The sequence below is a fragment of the Pseudofrankia inefficax genome (genome assembly GCF_000166135.1).
Classification (GTDB): Bacteria; Actinomycetota; Actinomycetes; order Frankiales; family Frankiaceae; genus Pseudofrankia; species Pseudofrankia inefficax.
Genome location: NC_014666.1, coordinates 8,224,428 through 8,241,819 on the forward strand (window position 1 = coordinate 8,224,428; position 17,392 = coordinate 8,241,819).

The 17,392-nt window shown below is 73.9% G+C and carries 14 protein-coding genes; 9 read left to right on the forward strand and 5 right to left on the reverse strand.

All coding sequences use genetic code 11. The features are described 5' to 3' along the window. Nucleotides 1-48 precede the first annotated feature (48 nt). The 4 genes from FRAEUI1C_RS36935 to FRAEUI1C_RS33405 all read left to right on the forward strand — a co-directional run bounded on the left by FRAEUI1C_RS36935 (nucleotide 49) and on the right by FRAEUI1C_RS33405 (nucleotide 5,417). Complete coding sequence (locus tag FRAEUI1C_RS36935; RefSeq protein ID WP_013427803.1) at nucleotides 49-1,665, forward strand: cystathionine beta-synthase; 1,617 nt, start codon at nucleotides 49-51, stop codon at nucleotides 1,663-1,665. Beyond that, nucleotides 1,662-2,837, forward strand: coding sequence for a cystathionine gamma-synthase (locus tag FRAEUI1C_RS33395; protein WP_013427804.1), 1,176 nt, complete (start codon nucleotides 1,662-1,664; stop codon nucleotides 2,835-2,837). Before FRAEUI1C_RS36935 ends, FRAEUI1C_RS33395 begins: the two co-directional genes overlap by 4 nt. A gap of 572 nt (nucleotides 2,838-3,409) precedes the next feature. Further along, nucleotides 3,410-4,666 (forward strand): hypothetical protein, encoded by a 1,257-nt coding sequence (locus tag FRAEUI1C_RS33400; protein WP_198318673.1) that lies wholly within the window; start codon nucleotides 3,410-3,412, stop codon nucleotides 4,664-4,666. A 196-nt stretch (nucleotides 4,667-4,862) separates the two neighbouring features. After that, nucleotides 4,863-5,417 (forward strand): NADPH-dependent FMN reductase, encoded by a 555-nt coding sequence (locus tag FRAEUI1C_RS33405; protein WP_013427806.1) that lies wholly within the window; start codon nucleotides 4,863-4,865, stop codon nucleotides 5,415-5,417. A 13-nt stretch (nucleotides 5,418-5,430) separates the two neighbouring features. Here FRAEUI1C_RS33405 and FRAEUI1C_RS33410 read toward each other — a convergent pair whose 3' ends face one another. The 3 genes from FRAEUI1C_RS33410 to FRAEUI1C_RS33420 form a co-directional block, all read right to left on the reverse strand. Continuing rightward, the gene (locus FRAEUI1C_RS33410; RefSeq protein ID WP_013427807.1) at nucleotides 5,431-7,206 is read right to left on the reverse strand and encodes an acyl-CoA dehydrogenase family protein; all 1,776 of its coding nucleotides are present in this window, start codon (nucleotides 7,204-7,206) and stop codon (nucleotides 5,431-5,433) included. A gap of 164 nt (nucleotides 7,207-7,370) precedes the next feature. Beyond that, on the reverse strand, nucleotides 7,371-8,108 hold the full coding sequence (locus FRAEUI1C_RS33415) for a histidine phosphatase family protein (protein WP_013427808.1): 738 nt from the start codon (nucleotides 8,106-8,108) through the stop codon (nucleotides 7,371-7,373). A 75-nt stretch (nucleotides 8,109-8,183) separates the two neighbouring features. Further along, nucleotides 8,184-9,878 (reverse strand): long-chain fatty acid--CoA ligase, encoded by a 1,695-nt coding sequence (locus tag FRAEUI1C_RS33420; RefSeq protein ID WP_013427809.1) that lies wholly within the window; start codon nucleotides 9,876-9,878, stop codon nucleotides 8,184-8,186. Between the two features lie 594 nt (nucleotides 9,879-10,472). Here FRAEUI1C_RS33420 and FRAEUI1C_RS33425 point away from each other — a divergent pair. Beyond that, nucleotides 10,473-10,871, forward strand: a complete 399-nt coding sequence (locus tag FRAEUI1C_RS33425) for a response regulator (RefSeq protein WP_013427810.1) — start codon at nucleotides 10,473-10,475, stop codon at nucleotides 10,869-10,871. Next, the gene (locus FRAEUI1C_RS33430) at nucleotides 10,868-11,653 is read left to right on the forward strand and encodes a sensor histidine kinase (RefSeq protein WP_013427811.1); all 786 of its coding nucleotides are present in this window, start codon (nucleotides 10,868-10,870) and stop codon (nucleotides 11,651-11,653) included. Before FRAEUI1C_RS33425 ends, FRAEUI1C_RS33430 begins: the two co-directional genes overlap by 4 nt. Before the next feature lie 40 nt (nucleotides 11,654-11,693). On the opposite strand, the gene FRAEUI1C_RS33435 is transcribed toward FRAEUI1C_RS33430, so the two are convergent. Next, on the reverse strand, nucleotides 11,694-12,575 hold the full coding sequence (locus tag FRAEUI1C_RS33435) for a LysR family transcriptional regulator (RefSeq protein WP_232425213.1): 882 nt from the start codon (nucleotides 12,573-12,575) through the stop codon (nucleotides 11,694-11,696). A 376-nt stretch (nucleotides 12,576-12,951) separates the two neighbouring features. Between FRAEUI1C_RS33435 and FRAEUI1C_RS33440 the strand changes: the two genes are divergently transcribed. The 3 genes from FRAEUI1C_RS33440 to FRAEUI1C_RS33450 all read left to right on the forward strand — a co-directional run bounded on the left by FRAEUI1C_RS33440 (nucleotide 12,952) and on the right by FRAEUI1C_RS33450 (nucleotide 15,651). Continuing rightward, a complete protein-coding gene (locus FRAEUI1C_RS33440; protein WP_013427813.1) occupies nucleotides 12,952-14,469 on the forward strand; it encodes an amidohydrolase/deacetylase family metallohydrolase in 1,518 nt (505 codons plus the stop codon). An 11-nt stretch (nucleotides 14,470-14,480) separates the two neighbouring features. Next, the gene (gene fdxA / locus FRAEUI1C_RS33445) at nucleotides 14,481-14,834 is read left to right on the forward strand and encodes a ferredoxin (protein ID WP_013427814.1); all 354 of its coding nucleotides are present in this window, start codon (nucleotides 14,481-14,483) and stop codon (nucleotides 14,832-14,834) included. 94 nt (nucleotides 14,835-14,928) lie between these two features. Then, entirely contained in the window at nucleotides 14,929-15,651 is a 723-nt protein-coding gene (locus FRAEUI1C_RS33450; protein WP_013427815.1) for a hypothetical protein, read from the forward strand. A gap of 180 nt (nucleotides 15,652-15,831) precedes the next feature. On the opposite strand, the gene FRAEUI1C_RS39210 is transcribed toward FRAEUI1C_RS33450, so the two are convergent. Further along, nucleotides 15,832-17,292: a sensor histidine kinase gene (locus tag FRAEUI1C_RS39210; protein ID WP_013427816.1), complete on the reverse strand. Its 1,461-nt coding sequence runs from the start codon at nucleotides 17,290-17,292 to the stop codon at nucleotides 15,832-15,834. Nucleotides 17,293-17,392: the final 100 nt, after the last annotated feature.

Genomic DNA, 17,392 nt, shown 5'->3' on the forward strand with positions numbered 1-17,392 from the left:
GGACGCCGGCCACACGACCACGCACGATCAGGCAGGCGGGTGGCGGCGATGCGGATCCACGACGACTCCGGCGGCGTCGACGTCCCCGGTGACGACCGCCGCGGCAGGGTCGTCGACCGGGTGACCGACCTGATCGGGAACACCCCGCTCGTCCGGCTCACCGAGGCCGTCACGGCCGCCGCGCGCCTGTGGCCGGCCGACGGAGCACCCGGGGAGGGCTCGCGCGGCGGGGCGCCGCTGCTCGGCAAGCTGGAGTACGTCAACCCGGGCGGCTCGGTGAAGGACCGGATCGCGGTGGCGATGGTGGACGCGGCCGAGCGGGACGGCCGGCTGCGCCCCGGCGGGACGATCGTCGAGCCGACGAGCGGCAACACCGGCGTGGGTCTCGCCATGATCGCGGCGCTGCGCGGCTACCAGTGCGTGTTCACCATGCCCGACAAGATCAGCGAAGAGAAGCGCGCGGTGCTGCGTGCCTACGGCGCCGAGGTCCTCGTCTGCCCAACAGCGGTCGACCCGGACGACCCGCGCTCCTATTACTCTGTCGCCCGCGACGTCACCCGCCGGACCCCGGGCGCCTGGAGCCCCGACCAGTACTCCAACCCGGACAACCCGGCCGCGCACCGCGCCAGCACCGGCCCGGAGATCTGGCGGGACACCGGCGGGCGGGTGACGCACTTCGTCGCCGGCATCGGCACCGGCGGGACGATCAGCGGGGCCGGGCAGTACCTCAAGGAGGTCAGCGGCGGCCGGGTGCAGGTGATCGGCGCCGACCCGGAGGGCTCGGTCTACTCCGGCGGCAGCGGCCGGCCCTACCTGGTCGAGGGCGTCGGCGAGGACATCTGGCCGGCCACGTTCGACAAGACCGTCGTCGACCGCGTCGAGGCGGTCAGCGACCGGGACTCGTTCCTGATGACGCGGCTGCTGGCCCGGGAGGCGGGGCTGCTGGTCGGCGGCTCGTGCGGGCTCGCCGTGGTCGCCGCGACCAGGGTCGCCCGCGCGCTCGGGCCGGACGACCTGGTCGTCGTGCTGCTGCCCGACTCCGGCCGCGGCTACCTTTCGAAGATCTTCAATGACGAGTGGATGTACGACTACGGCTTCCTCGACCCGCCGTCGGACGAACCGGTCGTCGGGGCGGTCCTGGCCAGCAAGCACACCTCCAATGGCAGGGCTGGCGGGAACGGCAGAGCTGGCGGGAACGGCAGAGCTGGCGGGAACGGCAGAGCTGGCGGGAACGGCAGAGCTGGCGGGAACGGCAGAGCTGGCGGCAGGCTGGCTGCCAGCCGGCCCGGCGGGTCCGCGGCGCCGGAGCTGGTGCACGTGCATCCCGACGAGACCGTCGGCGCGGCCATCTCCTACCTGCGCGAGTACAACGTCTCTCAGATGCCGGTGGTCCGGCACGAGCCGCCGCTGCGGGCCGCCGAGGTCGCCGGCGCGGTGCTCGAACGCGAGCTGCTCGCGGCCGTCTTCGCCGACCGGGCCGTGATCGACGCACCGGTCGCCGCGCACATGTCGGCCCCGCTGCCGACGATCGGCGCGGGCGAGCCGCTCTCGACCCTGGTCGAGGCGCTCGGCAGCGACGATCCGGCCGTCCTCGTGCTCGACAGCGGGAACCCGGTCGGCATCCTCACCCGCGCCGATCTCCTCAGCTTCCTGGCCGCCAGGTGACCGCCGACCACGACTACACCGGGCGGGGCTTCGAGACGGTCGCGGTGCACGCCGGCCAGGAGCCGGACCCGGCGACCGGTGCCGTCGTCGTGCCGATCCATCCGGCCTCGACCTTCGCGCAGGACGGGATCGGCGGCCTGCGAGCCGGCTTCGAGTACGCCCGCTCCGGCAACCCGACGCGGGCCGCGCTCGAGACGTCGCTCGCCGCGCTCGAGGGCGGCCGGGTCGGCCTCGCGTTCTCCTCCGGGCTGGCCGCGGAGGACGCGGTGCTGCGCGCGGTCTGCCGCCCCGGCGACCACGCGCTCATCCCGGCCGACGCCTACGGCGGCACCTACCGGCTGTTCCACCGCGTCTACGCCGACTGGGGCCTGGACTACACGCCCGTCGACCTGGCCGACCCGGCCGCGGTCCGCGCCGCGTTGCGCGCGGGGCGGACGCGGCTGATCTGGTGCGAGACCCCGACGAACCCGCTGCTGTCGATCGCGGACATCGCGGTGCTCGCCGAGCTGGCGCACGCGGCGGGTGCGCTGCTCGTCGTCGACAACACGTTCGCCTCGCCCTATCTCCAGCGCCCGCTCGCGCTCGGCGCGGACGCCGTCGTGCACTCGACCACCAAGTACCTCGGCGGGCACAGCGACGTCGTTGGCGGGGCGGTCGTCGTCGCGGACCCCGAGCTGGGCGGGCGGATCGCGTTCGTCCAGAACGCCGCCGGCGCCGTGCCAGGGCCGTTCGACGCCTGGCTGGTGCTGCGGGGGATCAAGACGCTGCCCGTCCGGATGGACCGGCACTGCGCGAACGCCGCCCGCGTCGCCGAGCTGCTCGGTGGCCATCCCGGCGTCGCGGAGGTGCGCTATCCGGGCCTGCCGACGCACCCGGGGCACGCGGTCGCGGCGCGGCAGATGTCCGGGTTCGGCGGCATGGTGTCGTTCCGGGTCCGCGCCGGGGCCGATGCGGCGGCCGAGGTCTGCCGCCGGGCCAGGCTGTTCACCCTCGCGGAGTCGCTGGGCGGGGTGGAGTCGCTGATCGAGCATCCGGGCCGGATGACGCACGCCTCCGCCGCCGGCTCGCCGCTGGCGGTGCCCGACGACCTGGTTCGGCTCTCGGTCGGGATCGAGTCGGCCGACGACCTTCTCGCTGATCTGCGCCAGGCCCTCGACGCGGCCCTCGCCTGAGAGAACAGACAAGAACCGTCACTGCGCGAGCCGTTGGCCGACGGTGCGGGCCGGGCCGGCGGGCCGCCTGGCGGGCCGCCTCCGAGCGACGGTGTTCGAAAATCGGTAACTCTCCGCTACGAATACGCGAAATGTTGTGCGGCGTTGCGATGCTGGAGTCGCAATTTACAGTAACCATCCATCGGTGCCGCGACCAAAATCGCTAACCGAAGGTAAGCGGAGAGGCCGTTCCGATCCGGCCCAGGACCCGCGGACCAACCGCCGAAACACTTGACCGACTGCGAGCAAAGGCGATAGGCCCGTTCGCCAGCAAAGATAGGCCTGCGCAGCGCCTCCGACCCGCTGTGGCACGTAGATGGCTCGAGTATGTCTTCGATACGACGTTCCGTCGCCGACCGGGCTCAATTCCGTCCACGATGGACATGCCGACGAAGCCGCAGATCGCGGGGGCATTACTGTCCTCTGAGGTTGTCTAAGCCGCGGCGCCCGCCACGGCCCGTAAGGATGGCTCGTTACGCAGAGCCACCAACTCCGGGCCGCGTCGGTTCGCCTCACCGGCCGACGACCCGACCATGACCACGCAGCGCTATCGGGAGGGGTGGGGCGTGGCAAGAGGAAACCCGACGTTGGCGGGCGGCGCGGCCTGGCCGGCGGCGCCGCCGGAACAGCACAGCGATGACATCCAGGGCCTGTATCTGGCCTCGGACAACACCGGCCAGCACACGGCCTCAAACGACACCGGCCCGTACCTGGCCGCCGACAGCACAGGCCCGTACCTGGCCTCAGACAGCACAGGCCCGCACGTGGCCTCAGACAGCACAGGCACAGATATGAACATCGACGGCCCGGCTGGTCGATCCGACCAGTCCCTGACCGGTCCCGCCGGCACCCGGGAAAGCATGCCCACTGGCGACGACGCGCTCTCCACCGGGGAACGCGCCGGCCGGCTGCTGCGGGAGCTCCTCACGGGGACGCCGGAGTATCGCCGGATGTGGGAGTCCCGGGTCCGCCGGGCGAGCGCCCAGGAACCGAGCTTCGCGGCGGTGGCTCGCGTCATCGCCGAATACCTCTGGAACGCCGGCATCGTCGCCGAGGAGGACCAGGAGCTCGACCGAGCCCTCAAGGACCGGGTCAGCCGGGCCCTCGGCGGCGGGCGCATCTCGGCCCAGACGATGGAATGGTTCATCGAGGCGTTCGGGATGCGCGAGCACGAGGCCGGGCTGTGGGCGGCGTTCGCCGGCCTCACCGACCCCGGCGTCGAGGCCGGCTCTGGAAGCAGGCGTGGTGCGCCGGCGCTGATCCTGCCGCAACGCCACCGCACTCTCGCGCTGTTCGAGCGCTACCGGTTCGACCACACCGGGTCGCTCGTCGAGCAGCACACCCATCAGGTGATCTCCGCCCAGGAGGACGGGGTCGCCGTCTACCCGTGGGTGCTGCGCTCGGACGCGACCGAGAGCACGGTGCTGGTCGGTGGGGAGCCGGGCTCCCAGCACGCCTACAGCTCCCGGCTGACGCTCACCGAGGTCGGGCTCGACCGAACCCTCGGCCGGGGCGCCCGGCACTCGCTGGAGCTGCGGGCCCGGTTCCCGTCGGGCCAGCCGGTCCAGGAGATCCGGCGAGCGGTGCGGGCCAAGACGGAGAGCGTCGACCTCGCGATCGCCTTCGACCCGGCCCAGTTGCCGCGCGACCCGCGGTGGACGGTGTGGAGCACCCACGAGGGTGGCCTGATCGTCGACGACGAGCCGGTGGTCCTGTCGGAGAACAACACCCTGCACCGGTTCCTGCCAGCGATCCATCACGCCGTCGTCGGCTTCCGCTGGTCCTGGTAACCGCCTCTCGGGAGAGGCCGCTGGCCGCGGCTGGCGCCTTCGGCCCGCGGTCTCTCCCGGCCGAGCACGGTCAGTGTTACCGCAACATGACAGCCGCGACTCAACCGCGCCTGGGACCCTTGGATCCGCGGCGGGCCGGCGCATAGCGTGCAACCGTCCGAGATCGCGGCCTCAGGTGCCGCCCAGGAGGTTGGCGATGGCTGGTTGGCGTGTGCTGAGCGTCGTGGGCAACCCGAAGCCGCAGTCGAGGACCCGGCAGGTGGCCGAGGCGGTGGCCGAGCGGGTCGTCCGCGGGCTGCCGGCCGGTACCGCGGCGGGAGACGCCTCGACGGCCGAGGTCATCGAGGTGTCCGAGCTGGGCGCCGGGCTGCTCGGCTGGGGTGATCCGGCCGTCAAGGCCGCCACGACGGCGATGGCCGCGGCCGACGTCCTCATCGTCGCGACGCCGACCTACAAGGCCACCTATACGGGCCTGCTCAAGCTGCTGCTCGACCAGATCGGCGCCGGCGAGCTCGGCGGCGTGCCGACCATCCCGGTCCAGGTCGCCGCGGCGCCGCAGCACGCGCTCGCCGTCGAGGTCCACCTGCGCCCGGTGCTCGTCGAGATCGGTGCTTCCCTGCCGACGTCGGGGCTGTTCGTCCTCGACAGCACTCTCGACACCCTGGGCCAGACGCTCGACCAGTGGTCGACGCCCAACCTCGACGCGGTGATCGCGCTGGCCACCGCCCGCGCGGGGCGCGTCCGGGCCTGAACCGGCGGGCCGGTCAGCCGCGGGTCACCGGAGGGACGCGGGCGAGGATGGCCGCGACGTCGGTGCCACGTGGCAGCGTGCCGTAGGCCCGGCCGCCGCCGCCGGCCAGCCGGGTGGCGCAGAAGGCGTCGGCGACGGCGGGCGGCGCGTGCCGGACCAGCAGCGCGCCCTGCAACACCAGCGCCATCCGTTCCACCAGGCCCCGGGCGCCGAACTCCAGCTCGCTCGGGTCCGCCGTCGGCAGCCCGGCGAGATCCGCGCGCAGCGCGGCGATGGCCGCGTCGAGACGGTCGTCGCCGCCGGCGGACCGGGCGACCTCCGCGTCGAACGCCGCGACGGCGGCCGGCTCCCGGCCGAGCGCGCGCAGCACATCCAGGGCGTTCACGTTGCCCGCGCCCTCCCAGATGCTGTTCAGCGGCGCCTCGCGGTAGAGCCGCGGCATCCCCGACTCCTCGGCGTAGCCGTTGCCGCCCAGGCACTCCAGCGCCTCGGCGACGAACCCGGGCTGCCGCTTGCAGATCCAGAACTTCGCCAGCGCGGTCGCCAGCCGCAGGAACGCGCGCTCACCCGCGTCGCCACGCACACCCCGGTCGATCGCGCCGGCCAGCCGTAGCACGAGCGTCGTCGCGGCCTCCGACTCGACGGCGAGGTCCGCCAGGACGTTGCGCATCAGCGGCTTGTCGACAAGCAGGGCGCCGAACGCGGACCGGTGCCGCGCGTGGTGCATCGCCTGGACGAGCGCGGCCCTCGTTCCGGCAGCCGAGCCGAGCGCCGAGTCGAACCGCGTCATCGCGACCATCTCGATGATGGTCCGGACGCCGCGCCCCTCCGGCCCGACCAGCCAGCCGACGGTGTCGTCGAACTCCGGCTCGGCCGAGGCGTTGGAGCGGTTACCGAGCTTGTCCTTCAGCCGCTGGATGCGGAACGTGTTGCGTGACCCGTCCGGAAGGATCCGCGGCACCAGGAAGCAGGACAGCCCGCTCGGCGCCTGCGCCAGCACGAGAAAAAGGTCGCTCATCGGTGCCGAGGTAAACCACTTGTGTCCGTGAAGCCGGTAGCCACCGTCCGGGTGGGCGACCGCGACCGTGGTGTTGGCGCGGACGTCCGAGCCGCCCTGCTTCTCGGTCATCCCCATGCCGGCGATCAGGCCCAGCTTGCCGGTCGGTGGGCACAGCGCGCGGTCATAGACCCGGCTGGTCAGCAGCTTCTCGTAGACGGCGGCGAGCTCCGGCTCGGCCCGTAGCGCCGGGATGACGGCGTAGGTCATCGAGACCGGGCAGGTGTGGCCCTGTTCGACCGTGCTCCAGACGTGCAGCCCGGCGGCCCTGGCGACGTGCGCACCCGGGCGGCGGCTGCCCCACGCGGCGCCGGCCAGGCCCTCCCGCACGGCGACGTCCATCAGCGCGTGCCACGACGGGTGGAAGTCGACCTCGTCGATCCGGTTGCCGTACCGGTCGTGGGTGCGTAACTCGGGGACATGGCGGTTGGCCAGGTCGCCCCAGCGGGCGGCCTGCTCGCTGCCGGCCAGCCAGCCCAGGCGGTGCAGGTCGTCGACGTAGAAGGCGGCGCCCTCGCGGCGCAGGCCCTCTTCCAGCACCGGGTCGTCGGCCACGTCGTAGTCGACCAGCGGCGGCGGCTGGTTCGTCACCACGTGGGTCACGGCCGGACGCGACCGCACCGGCTCGCCGCCGACGCGCTTCGCCCCGCTGGAGGATCGTTGCGTCGACCCAGCCGTCGTCGATCCGGCTGTCATGGATCCAGCCGTCGTCGAACCAGGTGCCACCGTCATGGCGCCGCACCTCCTCAGCCGGACGTCGCCGGCCGTCGCGGTCATCCTGCTCCCGTATCCGCTTCGCATCCAGTACCCAGCCACAATCCGACCCGCACCCGGGCACGGGTCTGGCCCGCGCGGACCGGTCGGCGCGCGGGTGCGGCGGGCGGGAACGCGGGCCGTCAGCGGTAGCTGAGCAGCTCGCGGCCCGCGGCGTCGATGTGGCTGTGCTCGTTCACCGAGATGAGGCTGGTACCGGAGCGGCCAGACACGATCTTGGTGATGCCGCCATTGATCATGGTGCGGTTCAGCTGGACGAGACCCTCGACGCCGACGCCGAGCAGCCGGCCGCACAGGGCGGCGATCGGGCCGGCCGACGAGAAGACCACCGCGGTGCCACCGGAGCCGAGCCGGCCGGACAGCTCGTCGAGCGCGCCCGCGACGCCGTCGCTGAACGCTCGGAAGCTGCCCGGCCCGGTGTCGCCCCGGCCCATCCACTCGGCCAGCGCGTTGTCCAGCAGGCCCTGGAACGACCGCGACGAGATGCCGCTGGAGGTCGACACCCGCTGGGCGGGCGGGCGGCCGTCGCCGACCATCGTGTCCTGGTCGTACTCGTTCCACCGGGCGTCGGCCTCGGTCTCGCCGGCCCAGCCACCGTCGCCGAGGGCGACAGCCGGGCCCGCGCCGGTACCGGTGGCGGGCTGGCTCGCCGGGGCGCCGGCGTAGGCGGCGAGTGCCGCGGCGGCCGTCTCGCGCTGGCGGCGCAGGGTGCCGCTGGCCGCGAGATCGATCCGCACGCCCCGGGCCCGCAGCTCGGCCCCGGCCAGCGCGGCCTGCCGGTGGCCGAGCTCGGACAGGACGTCGTAGTCGGCGGCGCCGAACGACGCCTGGCCATGCCGCACCAGGTAGATGACGCTCACGCCGGCCTCCGATCCGCCCGCCCGCTGTCCGGGCCCTGGTTCGAAGCTATCCAGAACCGGCGCGCGAGGCGGGGGTCAGGGCGCGGGGACCAGCTCGGCCACCAGCTCGCCGACGGCGTACTGCTGGCGCAGCCGCCGCTTGTCGAACTTGCCGACCGAGGTCTTGGGCACCTCCGCGATCACCTGCCAGCGTTCCGGCACCTGCCAGCGCGCGACCTTGCCGGAGAGGAACTCCCGCAGCTCGGGGAACGTCGCCTCGACGCCCGGCCGCAGCACCACCAGCGCGAACGGCCGCTCGCCCCACCGGTCGTCCGGCACGCCGATGACACTGGCCTCGGCGACCGCCGGGTGCGCCATCAGCAGGTTCTCCAGCTCGACGGACGAGATCCACTCGCCGCCGGATTTGATCACGTCCTTGGCCCGGTCGGTCAGCGTCAGGTAGCCGTCCGGGCTGATGTGCCCGACGTCGCCGGTCCGCAGCCAGCCGTCGTGGAACTTCTCCGGGTCGGCGGCCGCGGCCCCGGTCGCCGCGCCGCCGGAGTAGTAGGAGCCGGCGATCCAGGGGCCGCGCAGCTCCAGCTCGCCGGCGCTCACGCCGTCCCAGGGCAGGATCTCGCCGCCTGCACCGACCAGCCGGGCCGCGACGTTGGCGACGAAACGCCCCTGGGTGAGCCGGTACGGCCAGGCCTCCTCGGGGCTCAGGCCGGCCGGCGGACGCGCGACGGTGACCAGCGGGGAGGTCTCCGTCATGCCGTACGCGTGGATCAGGGTGATCCCGAGCCGGTCGTAGGCCTCCATCAGCGACGGCGGGCAGGCCGAGCCGCCGACGACCGCCTCCTTCAGCGACGAGACGTCGGCCGCGCCCGGGTTCGCCTCCAGGTAGGCGAGCAGGCCCTGCCAGATCGTCGGCACGCCGGCCGCCTTGTTGACCCGGGTCTTCTGGATCATCTTCGCCAGCGGCTCGGCCTGCAGGAACGGCCCGGGCAGCACCAGCTCGGTGCCACCGAGGAACGCGATGTACGGCAGCCCCCAGGACAGCACGTGGAACTGCGGCACGATCGCGAGCACCCGGTCGGCCGACGAGATGCCCATCATCGACGGCAGGGCGGAGCCCATCGCGTTGAGGAAGATCGACCGGTGGCTGAACACGACGCCCTTGGGGTCGCCGGTCGTGCCGGAGGTGTAGCACATCGCGGCCGCCGTCGTCTCCGGCACCTCTGGCCAGTCGAACGTGTCCGGGCGGCCGGCGATCAGGCTGGCGTAGTCGTGCACCTCGACCGGGCGGCCCGCGGCGCTCGCCAGCGCGGGCAGGTCCGTGCCGACCGCGGCGGCGTCGAGTGCGCCGTGATTGACGACAACGTGCTCGACCGTCTTCATCGCCGGCAGCAGCGCGACCAGCGCCGGCAGCAGCGTGTGGTCGACGAGGAGCACCCGGTCCTCGGCATGGTTGGCGATGAAGGCGATCTGCTCGCCCGGCAGCCGCAGGTTCAGCGTGTGCAGGACGGCGCCCATCGCGGGGACGGCGAAGTACGCCTCGATGTGCTCCTCGTTGTTCCACATCAGGGTGGCGACCCGGTCGCCCGCCGTGACGCCCAGCTCGGTGAGCCCGTGCGCGAGCCGGGCCGCGTTGGCGCCGGCCTCGGCGAACGTGGCGACCGTCAGGCTGCCGTCGCCCTGCGCGGTGAACAGCTTCTGGTCGGGATACACCGTGACGGCATGCTCCAGCAGCCGCCGAATGCCCAGCGGCACGTCCTGCATCGTGCTGATCATGGTTGCTGCCACCGTGTCCTCTCGGCGCCGAGAGCCAGGACCGCGCACGGCCGGGCCGGTCAGTGCGCGAAACCGTAAGGCCCGGCCATCGGGCGCGCAACCCACCAGATCTCCGCGTGGTTCGCCACCGGGCCCGCGCCGGCACCGTCGATCCGGCCCGTTCGAGCCGGCATGGATGTGATACAGGTCACCGACAGTCTGCCGCATCTGGGACACCGCGGCCAGATTCACGGGCACAGATGGACCGAATGTCTCTATTGACGTGACCCCCAAATGTCCCCTCCGGGGGATGTCCGCGGCGGGGCGCCTGCCGTATGGTGTAGCCGTCTCGTTACCCCCGCCGACCGAGGTCCTGGTCAGACGGGTGACGGGTCACCGGCCGTCAGCTGTTCGGGCCGACCGGTCGCCCGGACCGGGCGGCCACTCGCGGCCGGGCTTGGCGGAGTGCTCCTGGCTGGGTGGCGCTGGCGCCGGGCGGACGTCGTCCGCGCGGAACGAGTGGTCCGGGCCCGGAACGCGGCGCGAAGATGACGGAGATGCGTTCGAGCGGAACCCCCCACGCTCGAGCGAGGCCACGGCGAGCGAGGTGTTCCTGTGCGAGCCATCGGGACGCGGCCCTACATTCCAGGGCGCGCGCTGATCGTCGACGACAACGACATGATCCGGACGCTGGTCAGCCGGCTGCTGAGCCACGATGGGCACGAGGTCGACGCCGCGGCGTCGGTCGAGGACGCGCTCGCCCTGCCCGTGGCCGACTACCACGCGCTGATCATCGACGTGCGCCTCGGCGCCGAACGCGGGACCGACCTGATCGAGCGGCTGCGCTCCCAGGACCCGTCGATGCCGGCCCGCTGCCTGCTGCTGACCGGCGGGATCGACGACGACCTGCCGCCGGACGTCGCCGTGCTGTACAAGCCGTTCACGGCCGACGACCTGTCGGCCGCCGTACGCGCCTTGGGTGACGTGCAGCCCAGCGGTGCGTCACCGAGGTGACCGTTCACACCGCCCCCGGCACCGGTCGTGCCACCGCCGTGGGCCCAGCGGCCCGCCCGGCGGTCGCCGTCGCGCCGGTCCAGGCGCACGACCCGGTCAGCGACACCACCCGGCTGCTGCTGCGGTTGATCGCCGCCGGCCAGGAGCGTGAGCGCCAGCACCTGTGCGACGCCTTCCACGACGGCCCGATCCAGGACCTCACCGCCGTCCTGCTGACCTGCGCCGCGGTGCGCCGGACCCTCGACGGGCCCGCGGCCGAGAAGCTCGCCGCCGTCGAGACCCAGCTGCGCGACGCGATCACCACCCTGCAGCTGCCCGCGCCGGCGTTCCGCGCCGGCAGTGACGCGTCCAAGATCCTCACGACGGCCCTCACGAACCGGGTGCGCGGGACGCTCGCCCGCGAGCTGGAGACCGTCCTCGACGTCGACGAGGCGCCGCCGAGCCGGGCCGAGATCGCCGAGGTCCTGTCCGCGGTGCAGTTGCTGCTGCTGGAGAGCGATCCGTGGCGGCCGGCCCGGCGCGCCAGCGTGACCGTCCGGTCCGGCCCGGACGGCGTCACCCTGACCCTCTGCGCTTCCCCGGATCCGTGCTCGGCGACCAGCCTCGACGCGGCGCACGACGCCGTCGCCCGGGCCGGCCGGCTGCGCCGGGTCGCCGCGATCGTCGGCGCCCGGATCACCGAGGAGCAGCCCGGCGGCTCCTGGCGGGCGTCGCTCAGCTGGCCGCGGCGGACCCCGCCGCCGATTACCCAGGGCCGCCTGGACGTCCCGCGGCCGAGCTAGCGCGTCCGTCCCAAGACGGCCCGGCGATCGCCGGCCGAGCTCAGGGCGCCGCGGGCGGATGCACGAGCCCTGGGACCTTCAGCGTGCTGAACAGGTCAAGGAAGGCGGCCGCGGCCGGCGGGAAGGCCGTGCGCGCGTAGCCGACGACGGCGACGACCGGCGCGTCCGCCAGCCGCACCCGATGGGCGGCGAGATCCGCGCGGACCGCGGCGTCGGGCACCAGCGCCACGCCGAGCCCGGCGGCCGCGAGGCGCGCGGCGGCGTCGACCGTGCGGGTCTCGACGGTGGCCCGCGGGGTGAATCCGGCGGCCCCACAGGCCTCCAGGACCAGCGTCCGCAGGCCGTGCCCCGGCGCGTACAGCACCCAGTCGACGGCGGCGAAGGCGCGCAGCGGCACCCCGGCCGTCCCGGCCCGCGGGTCGCTCGCGGGCACGACCAGCGCGTAGCGCTCGTCACCGAGAAAGCGCACCGGCCCGGCCCAGTCCGGCGGCCTGGCGCCGATCGCGAGGTCGGCCCGGCCCTCGGCCATGAACTCCTCCAGGCCAAGCCGGTCCGGGAACTCGGTCAGTCGTGGCGGCACGTCGGGGAAGCGGTCCCGGAAGCGCGCGATCGCGTCCGGCAGCACCCAGGTGGCGAGCGACGTCAGGGTGGCGATGTGCAGCGTGCCGCCGTCCAGGCCGGCGGCCGCGCGGGCCCGGATCACCGCGGTGCCGGCGTCGGCGAGCAGGCCGCGGGCGGCGTCGAGGAAGGCCCGGCCGGCCGGCGTGAGCCGCGCGCCCCGGCTGGAGCGTTCCAGCAGCTCGGCGCCGAGCTGCCGTTCCAGGGCCCGGATCTGCTGGGACAGCGACGGCTGGGCGACCAGCAGCCGGGCCGCCGCCGCGGTGAAGGACTGCTCCTCGGCGACGGCGACGAAGTAGGCCACCTGCCGTAGATCCAGCCACGGCTGCCGGGACCCCGGGCCGGTCGGCTTCGGGGCGACGGCCGGACCGGTGGGCCCGGGACCGCCCGCCTTTGAGTCCCGTGGGGCATCCATAGCAGTTTTCTATAGCTCCAGGTGGGTTTGCGTCTTGGACCTCGGGTCAGGAAGAAGGGACGATGACCGTGGCGACTCGCGACGAGGCGAGCGCCCACGATCACCCGCCTGGCAACGACGCCGTGGCTCGCCACACAACCGGTGTTCCCGCCAGCCTCAGTCTGTCCCGGTCGGCCATGGGCACCAGTACCTCGTTCGCAGTCCAGGGCTGCCCGGCCGTGCCGAGACCCGGCCAGGCCAGCCCCGCGGGTTTGATCGGAGACAGATGCGCGACCCGAACCTCCCGGCCGGATCCCCTCAGTCCGGCCCCGGCGACGCGGTGGGCGTCACCGTCCTCGCCGGCGGCCGAGTGATCGACCCGGCGAACCGTTTCGACGGGATCGCGGACGTGGTCTGCGCGAACGGCAGGATCGTCGCGGTCGGGCCGGGCGCGGGAGCCGCCTATGCGGCGCCGGGCGCCACGGCCGCCCTTGCCGCCCCCGGCGTCACGGTCGCCCCCGGCGTCACGGCCGCACCCGGCACCCCAGCGGCCTCGGCGGTGTCCCGACCCCCCGCGGGGCCCGTCGAGGTCATCGACTGCACCGGCCTGATCGTCACCCCGGGCCTCATCGACCTCCATGTGCACGTCTACCCCGGCCTCGGCGACTTCTGCGTCCATCCGGACCGGGCCGGCGTCGAGGTCGGCGTCCCGGTCGTCATCGACGGCGGCACCTCGGGCGTGCGGACGCTGGGCATCTCCCGGGCGTTCGCGCAGGGCCCCGGGGTGCGGACCCGGGTGCTCGCGTTCATGGACCCGTGCCTGCTCTACCTGGCGACGAAGGACTTCATCGCGCACCGCCTGGAGATCGCCAACGACCCGCGCAACCTCGACCTGGACGCCGCCGCGGCGGCCGTCGAGCAGAACCGGGACTACGTCATCGGCTTCAAGGTCCGCGCGACGACCACCGAGGACGACCGGGTCTCGCCGTTCCTGGAAGGCGCCAAGTCCATCGCCGGCGACCTGCCGATCATGATCCATCTGGGCAAGTACCCGTACACGAAGAGCCTGACGAACCTGGACGCGCTGGCGGCACTGCGCCCCGGCGACATCGTCACGCACGCCTTCCGCGGCCACTCGGGCGCGTTGGTGAACGGCGCGCCCGGCGGCGGGACCGGGCGCGCCGCGGCCGACCAGGTCGCCGTCCACCCGGTGTTCGCCGACGCGGTCGCCCGGGGGGTCCGGCTCGACCTGGGCCACTCCGGCTCGGACTTCCGGTTCGCCGCCGCCCGGGCGCTGCTGGACCTCGGCTACGCGCCGGACACGATCAGCACCGACCTGAACCTGTTCAACGAGGACGGCCCGGTCTACTCGCTGCCGGAGACGCTGTCGAAGATCTGGGCGCTGGGCGTCCCGCTGGTCGACGTGATCGCGATGGCGACGGTCAACTCCGCCGCGTCGATCCGCCGGTCGGACGTGCTGGGGACCCTCGGCGTCGGCCGGGCCGCGGAGGTGAGCGTGCTGCGGGTCGACGAGGGGCCGGCCGCGTTCTCCGACGGCTTCGAGACGGTGGCCGGCGAGCGCCGGCTGGCGCCCGTCGGCTGCGTGCGGGGCGGCACCTGGATCGAGGCGACCGGACCGTTCAGCCGGGCGGCCGCCTCGGTGGCCGCGGCTCGCGCCGAGGCCGACGCCGCGGGGCTGCCCCGCCGCAGGGCCGGCAGCGCCGCGGCCGAGGCCGCCGCCGAGTCCGCCCGCTTCGGGATGCCCGCCGGTGCCGGCCCGGCGCTGACGTCCCAGGCCCGGTAGGCGCGCCGACGATGGCCTATGTGATCGGGGCCGCGTGCGTCGACATCATGGACCAGTCCTGCGTCGAGGACTGTCCGATCGACTGCATCTACACCGGCGCGCGCAAGCTCTACATCCACCCGGAGGAGTGCATCGACTGCGGCGCCTGCGCCCGCAGCTGCCCGGTCGACGCGATCAGCTGGGACCGCGACCTCGACCCGGCCGACCCGGACATCGCCCACATCCAGGACGCGGCGGCGTTCTTCTACCAGCCGCTGCCCGGTCAGCCGGCGCCGCTGCGAGAGCCGGGCGGCGCGGCCGGCCTCGGTCCGGTCGGGGTCGACACGGCACTCATCACGGCCATTCCGGCGCAGGGCGAGCGATGAGCCGCCCCGCCACGAGACCGACCCCAGACCTTCCCAACGGCTCCGCCGCCGCGGTGAGCGTGGGAACGGACCCGACGGCAGCGAGGACGCAACGGTGAGCGCGGTACGGACGAGCGGCGAGAGCGGACGGCCGCAGGGCTCGGCGGCGCCGAACAAGTTCTACGACGCGCTGGTGACCACGATCGAGCAGGCCCGCGCGGCGCTGCCCGACGAGGAGGCCACGTTCTTCAACCGCCCGATGAGCGAGCCCGAGCTGATCGAGTGGCTGTGCTTCCAGGCCTACTACGAGAAGCGCGCGGCCGAGTTCATCGGGCGGTGGCTGGCCGACACCCCGGAACTCGACGCCTTCACGCTGCTCGCCCGGCAGGTGCGCGACGAGGCGCGGCACTACCAGCTGCTGATGCGAGCGCTCGACCGGCGCGGCGTCTCCTCCCTGGACCGGTGGAAGCCAGAGCCTGAGTGGGAGGAGTGGATCGACGGCTGGTACCCGTCCGGGGCGGACACGATCGAACGGGTGGCGGCGCACAACGTCACCGGCGAGATCGGGGCGGCGAACGCCATGCTCGCGGTGAAGCCCCGGCTGCCGGCCGACGTCGCGGCGGCGATCGACAAGATCCTCCCGGACGAGCAGTTCCACATGCGACTCGGCCGGACGGTGCTCGCCCGCTACTGCGTCGACGACGAGGCCCGGGAACGCGTCCGCCACCGCGCCCGGCGCACCTTCGAGCTGGAGCAGGCCGGTCGCGCGGCCTACAACCGGCGGATGGCCACCCTCGGCCTGGCCGACCCCGACGCCACCACCCCACCCCTGGCCTGACCCTGGCCCATATCCGGCCCCGCCCGGATCCGGCCAACGGCCCCGGCCCTGCCCTGCCTCGCCCGAGACCAGCAAGATCGGTGTTTTCGCCCTCGCGTGGCTGTAACCGCGGCGTTTTTGTGACCAGGCGAGGGCCAAGACGGCGATCAAGCCAGCGGGCGGACCTCGCCGGGCCCGACGCTAGGAGTGGGTCGTCCGCGAGATCGCGGGCGGTGGCTGACCGTGCGGCCGGCGGACCGCGGACGGCCTCGTGGTGGCACCACCGTCAGGGCAGAGCCCATCCGCGCGAAGCCCGTCCGAACGATGGTGGTAGGCCCACGGGCCGTCCGGGGCGGGGGTCTCGGGGCTGGCCGTCGGAGCCGGGGTGGGCTGCTCGGCCGCGGGCAGCAGCAGGCTGACGGTGGTGCCGACGCCGACGGTCGAGCAGAGCTGGACCTCGCCGCCGGCCTCGGTGACGATCTCCCGGACGACCGCCAGGCCGAGGCCCGTGCCGCGGTCCGCGGGCTTGGTGGTGAAGAAGGGCTCGAACGCTCGGGCTCTGGTCGCCGGGGTCATTCCGTCGCCCGTGTCGGAGATCCAGACGCCGACGTGGCGCCGGCTGGACCGCTCCGCCTCGGCCGGTGGGCGGTCGGCGGGGTGGCGCCGCGCGTTGGGGTACCAGACCGGCGCGCCGGTGCCGAAGCCCGCCGGGGCGGGCGGGAAGGCGGCGGTGGCCACGTCGTGCTCGTCGCACAGCACGACGTTGCCCGTGGTCACGGTCAGCGTGCCACCGCGCGGCATCGCGTCCCGGGCGTTCATCGCCAGGTTCACGATCGCCTGCTCCAGCCGCGCCGGGTCGGCGCGCACCCGCCAGAGGGCGTCGTCAAGCTCGATCCGCAGGTCGATCCGCGCGCCGAGCGGGCGGCGCAACATCGCCACGGTCTCGCGCAGGACCGCGTTCACGTCGATCGGCCCAACCAGGGCGGGCTGGCGCCGTACCGCGGCCAGCAGTTCGGCCGCGAGCTCGGCGGCCCGCTCGCCAGCGCGCTGGATCTGGGCCACGTCCCTGCGCACCGCGTCCCAGCCGCCGGGGACACCGCGGGCGTCCACCCGGGACGACGCGGCCCCACCGTCACCGGCCGGGTCGCCGCCGACGCCCGCCGGACCGGCCGGGTCGCCGCCGGGCCCACGTCCGTCATCCAGCGCGTCGGCGACGAAGTCGGCGTAGTTCCTGATGACCGAGAGCAGGTTGTTGATGTCGTGCGCGACGGTGCCCGTCAGCTGCCGCAGGCTCTCGAACCGCTCGAGCACACTCGGCTCGCCGTTCCGGGCCGCCACCGCGGCGGCGGCCGGCGCCACGCCGCGCTGCCGAGGGCCCGTAGACGGTGCCGCGCCGGCCCGAGGCACGGCCCCCCGCTGGACGGTCGCCGTCTGGACCGCCGCGGACCGGGCGGCGACGGGTGCCGGCGCGACCGAGGTCGTCCTGACCGCGGGCGGCGGCGCCACCGGCGGCCAGACGTTCGACGGGTCCGGGTAGGACGGATGGTCGGCGGGAAGGCCGAGGTGCCACTCGCCGGCCGGCCGGCCGTCTGCCGGGTGGATGCCCCGCGGCCGTGGGGCCGTCGGAAGGGACGCGGCGGTGGCGTCCGGCTCGCTGTTCATGTCACCCCCGATGCGGTGTCGGTCCGCGCGAACCAACCGGCAACGCCTCAACTCGCGGTCCAAGCCCTGGACGATCTCCCGTTGCGCATGCCTCCGCCGT